This is a genomic window from Alistipes sp. DJF_B185, assembly GCF_964250025.1.
Lineage (GTDB): Bacteria > Bacteroidota > Bacteroidia > Bacteroidales > Rikenellaceae > Alistipes > Alistipes finegoldii.
This window is the reverse complement of record NZ_CAXUDY010000046.1, coordinates 1-2,993: the sequence shown is the minus strand read 5'-3', so window position 1 is coordinate 2,993 and position 2,993 is coordinate 1. Positions and strand designations below refer to the sequence as shown.

Genomic DNA, 2,993 nt, shown 5'->3' with positions numbered 1-2,993 from the left:
ATGAAAAATTACTTCTAATAGACTATGTTTCAACTATTTCAAAGACCGACTTGCCCGCTTTTACGGGACAGTAGTGAATTTTAGTATATTTGGGATAGGAAATACAGCACGGCTGTTTATTCTGGCAAAATAATCCCCAATCGAATGTGACTGATGAACAGTCAGGACGTGATATGCGCGGTTCCTGACCAGTTACATATTTGAATAATGGGGATTATTCTACTATTGCCAGAGTCAGGTTCCGCGCATCTTTTTTTGAGGAGCGATTTCAAAAGACGCGCCGTCATGAAGCAATCGGAATATCCGGGGTGAAACCATCCGGCAGTTTCACCCGATCGGCTGCCTGTGTCTACCTGCATGCAGTGAAAAGAATCCTCGCTGATGCGAGAGCAGTGACGCAACTTACTGCGGAGGGAGGGGCCTGATAAAGGTCCCTCCCCATTTTTTTGCCGTCCGTCCGGTGCGGCGGCTGCAGCGGCTGGTGGTGCTGAGGGCGGATGCCGGGGCGGAGGGAATAGACATCGGCAGTCATTGGCTGCCGGGTTTCGATGGCTTGGGAGAAATGTGAGAAGAGTAGGAGGGGTGCGGTAAAATGAAAAAACCTCATATATCGTTGATACACAAGGTTTTTTTTCTTTGTAGCAGTGATTTTCAACTGCTTTCAAGGGTGGAAGATGGGGCTCGAACCCACGACCTTCGGAACCACAATCCGACGCTCTAACCGACTGAGCTACATCCACCGTGTGACCGTTGTCCGGTCGTATCGGGATGCAAATGTAATATACTTTTTCGGTCCGTGCAAAAAAATCGCCCGAAAAATTGCGCCGCGTGACAAAATGACAGTCCGGTATGTACCTTTGTCACCCTGCATCTGCCAAAAACCGGTTGGCACATCAATTGATGGGAAGGAGGTTGCAAATGCTAACTAATACATCATTATAAACCAAAAACAACAAAAGCTATGAATGTAAAACCATTATCGGACCGTGTGCTGATTCTGCCGAATCCTGCGGAGGAGAAGACGGCGGGCGGATTGATCATCCCCGACACGGCGAAGGAGAAACCGCTGGCAGGTAAAGTTGTCGCAGCTGGCCCCGGCACCTCGGAGGTCAAGATGGAGGTCAAGGCCGGCGATCAGGTGCTTTACGGCAAGTATGCAGGTCAGGAGATTCAGATCGACGGCGTCGATTACCTGATCATGAAACAGAGTGATATTTTAGCGATCATCTAATAAAGGAAAAACATCATGGCAAAGGATATCAAATACAATGTTGAGGCGCGCGAGCTGCTCAAGGAGGGTGTCGATGCGCTGTCGAACGCCGTAAAGGTCACGCTCGGTCCCAAAGGCCGCAACGTGATTATCGACAAGAAATTCGGTGCGCCGCAGATCACCAAGGACGGTGTGACGGTAGCCAAGGAGGTGGAGCTGGAAGACGCTTTCGCCAACATGGGCGCCCAGATGGTCAAGGAGGTAGCTTCGAAGACCAACGATGACGCGGGTGACGGTACGACCACCGCGACGGTGCTGGCCCAGTCGATCATCGGCGTAGGTCTGAAGAACGTGACGGCGGGTGCCAACCCGATGGACCTGAAGCGCGGTATCGACAAGGCGGTGCTGAAGGTCGTGGAGTCGCTGCGCAAGCAGAGTCAGGAGGTCGGCACGGACTTCGCCAAGATCGAGCAGGTCGCCACCATTTCGGCCAACAACGACGAGACGATCGGCAAGCTGATCGCCGAGGCGATGGGCAAGGTGAACAAGGAGGGCGTCATCACCGTCGAGGAGGCCAAAGGCACCGAGACCCACGTGGAGGTGGTCGAGGGCATGCAGTTCGACCGCGGTTATATCTCGGCTTACTTTATGACCGATCCCGAAAAGATGGAGGCGCAGCTTGAAAAGCCTTACATCCTGATTACCGACAAGAAGGTTTCGACGATGAAGGAGCTGATGGGCGTGCTGGAACCGGTGGCTCAGAGCGGCCGTTCGCTGCTGATCATCGCCGAGGACGTGGACGGCGAGGCTCTTTCGGCGCTCGTTGTCAACAAGCTGCGCGGCACGCTGAAAATCGCGGCCTGCAAGGCTCCGGGCTTCGGCGACCGCCGCAAGGAGATGCTCGAAGACATCGCCATCCTGACGGGCGCTACCGTGATCTCGACCGATAAGGGTATGAAGATCGAGGATGCCGACCTTTCGATGCTCGGAACGGCCGACAAGGTGACGCTCAACAAGGAGAACACCACGATCGTCGACGGCGCCGGCAAGAAGGAGGAGATCGCGGCCCGTGTGGCTCAGATCCGCGCTTCGATCGAGAAAGCCACGTCGGACTACGACAAGGAGAAGCTGCAGGAGCGTCTTGCCAAGCTCGCCGGAGGTGTCGCCGTGCTGTATGTGGGCGCCGCTACCGAGGTGGAGATGAAAGAGAAGAAAGACCGTGTGGACGATGCGCTGGCCGCAACCCGCGCCGCAGTCGAAGAGGGTATCGTTCCAGGCGGCGGTGTGGCATACATCCGCGCTACGGCGGCTCTCGAAGGCATGAAGGGCGATAACGAGGACCAGACGACGGGTATTCAGATCGTGAAACGTGCGATCGAGGAGCCGCTGCGTCAGATCGTCGCCAATGCCGGCGGCGAAGGCTCGGTTGTCGTCAGCAAGGTGAAGGAGGGCAAGGACGCCTTCGGTTACAACGCCCGCGACGACAAGTACGAGGACCTGCTGAAGGCCGGTATCATCGACCCGACCAAGGTGTCGCGTGTCGCGCTGGAGAATGCCGCTTCGATCGCTTCGATGTTCCTGACGACCGAGTGCGTGCTGGCCGAGAAGAAGTCCGACGCTCCCGCCATGCCGGCAATGCCCGCAGGCGGTATGGGCGGCATGATGTAATCATCGGTTGCCATATGAAAACCGGAGACCTCCGACAAGAATTTCCGGGGATAAAAAACAGAGGTATAAAAAAGTGTAAAGCAAAAGATAATCAAATAATTATACACTTTTCTTC

The 2,993-nt window shown here is 54.9% G+C and carries 2 protein-coding genes and 1 tRNA gene; 2 read left to right on the top strand and 1 reads right to left on the bottom strand.

Going from position 1 to position 2,993, the window contains the following annotated elements:
• Positions 1–665: 665 nt before the first annotated feature.
• Positions 666–741: transfer RNA gene (locus tag ACESTR_RS15890), tRNA-His, on the bottom strand.
• Positions 742–961: 220 nt separating this feature from the next.
• Here ACESTR_RS15890 and groES point away from each other — a divergent pair.
• Together groES and groL are read left to right on the top strand one after the other, a co-directional pair.
• On the top strand, positions 962–1,231 hold the full coding sequence (gene groES, locus ACESTR_RS15885; RefSeq protein WP_009598415.1) for a co-chaperone GroES: 270 nt from the start codon (positions 962–964) through the stop codon (positions 1,229–1,231).
• Between the two features lie 15 nt (positions 1,232–1,246).
• Entirely contained in the window at positions 1,247–2,878 is a 1,632-nt protein-coding gene (groL, locus tag ACESTR_RS15880; RefSeq protein ID WP_014774962.1) for a chaperonin GroEL, read from the top strand.
• The last annotated feature ends 115 nt before the right edge of the window (positions 2,879–2,993 follow it).

Coding starts and splice junctions, on each gene's coding strand:
- groL (WP_014774962.1), top strand. CDS start 1,247: ATGGCAAAGGATATCAAATACAATGTTGAGGCGCGCGAGCTGCTCAAG.
- groES (WP_009598415.1), top strand. CDS start 962: ATGAATGTAAAACCATTATCGGACCGTGTGCTGATTCTGCCGAATCCT.